This is a genomic window from Nitratireductor lacus (assembly GCF_056431025.1).
In genome coordinates, this window is sequence record NZ_JBWKMB010000054.1 from 1 (window position 1) to 1,549 (window position 1,549).

Genomic DNA, 1,549 nt, shown 5'->3' on the forward strand with positions numbered 1-1,549 from the left:
GTCGACCGTGAACAATTGCGCATTCAGGCTGCGACGGAGTTTGGCGGGACCAGCAGCGCGGCGATCATCAGCCGCAAGAAAGCCTTCAGCCATTTGAGCAGGAGGGAGAAGTTGTAGCCGGCGGCGGCGAGGATGGCGTTGATGGCGTCGCCCTGCTGGCCGGCGAGATGGTTGCGGCCCATGCGGTGCTCGTTCTTGATGTGTCCGATGACCGGCTCGACCGCGGATCGTCGGCGCATCAGGCGCTTGATGGTCGATGTGACGCGCCGTTTCTGGCCGGCCGTGAAGACCCTGAACTTGTAGGTGTCGGGTGCATTGTGGCCCCGGTAGCCGGCATCGGCGAGGATGCGGGAAAGCTCGTTTCCGATGGTCCTTTCCATGTCGGGAATGACGGTCGCGAGCGTGTGGCCGTCATATGGATTGCCGGGCAAGGCTTTCGCATGGAGCGCGAACTGGCCACCCTTCGAGCGGGCGAGCGTGGTGGCGATCGAGACCTTGACGCCGAACTCGTAGGGGGCATGCGCCTTGCCCTTGCCGATGCATTCCACCTCGTGCGCATGGAGGCTGTAGATTTTTCGGCCGCGCTGGCGCTGACGCTGCTCGAGGACGGTCGAGGCCTGGTAGAGCGGCCATTTGAAGATCGCGTCCAGTTCGGCGTCGCCGGCGATCTTGCGCCTGATGTCGCGGATGGTCCGGCCGAGATAGGTCTTGAGTTTGCGCAGCGCCTTGTTGGCGCGCTTGAACTGCTTGGCGTGGGCATAACGCTGGTGCTTGATCAGCGCCAGCTTGCCGACCCGCACATAGCTCTGGCGCAGGTCGAGGCCCACCTTCCCAGCCAGCCGCACCAGTCGTTCGCGTGCCCGGTGAAGCAGCTTGGCGTCGGTCGGGAACATCACGCTCTTCGGCTGCACGGTGGTGTCCAGGATCACCTGGCGCGTGTCGGCCGGCTTCATCGCGCCCGTCCTGACCGCGACGGCGAGGCTCTCCTGCAGCAGCGCCGTCATGCGCTCTTCGCCCATGCGCTGACGCCAGCGCGTCATCGAGGAGCGGTCGAACGGCAGGTCGTGGCGGAAGAACGTCTCCCCGCACAGATACTGGAAGTAGGGGTTCTCCACCCAGCGCGCGCACAGCGCCTCGTCCGACAGGTCGAACGTGTGCTTGAGGAGCGCCAGTCCCGCCATCAGCCGCGTCGGCAAGGGCGGCATGCCCGGCCCGTCCGAATAGACCGCGCCGAAACGCGCCTCCAGCACCGGCCAGTCGATCGCCCGCGCCAGCCGCACCAACTCGTGTTCCATGTTGATGATCTGGTCGAGCCGGGAGCGGAACAAATCCTGCTCTCCCGTCTCGCGCAATTCGCGTGGCTTGCCCATCCCCTGGCTCCGATTCACTGCGATATCGGCAGTGAATCACGCCTCGCAGGGAAGGAAAACCACAAAATGAATTGCAGGAAAACAACCCACAAGCCACACGTTTCCTGCAAACCGTAGAGCTTTGAAACCACGAATTCCTGTGGGAATTCAGAAGCCTCCGGATTCTTCACGGCCGACTA

1 protein-coding gene is annotated in these 1,549 nt (G+C 63.7%); it reads right to left on the reverse strand.

Going from position 1 to position 1,549, the window contains the following annotated elements; translation table 11 throughout:
- Positions 1-23: 23 nt before the first annotated feature.
- Positions 24-1,370, reverse strand: coding sequence for an IS5 family transposase (locus AC07E3_RS21365; protein ID WP_478364735.1), 1,347 nt, complete (start codon positions 1,368-1,370; stop codon positions 24-26).
- Positions 1,371-1,549 lie beyond the last annotated feature (179 nt).

Bases quoted from the DNA above. Each gene is read 5' to 3' on its own strand.
- AC07E3_RS21365 (WP_478364735.1), bottom strand. From the start codon at position 1,370: ATGGGCAAGCCACGCGAATTGCGCGAGACGGGAGAGCAGGATTTGTTC.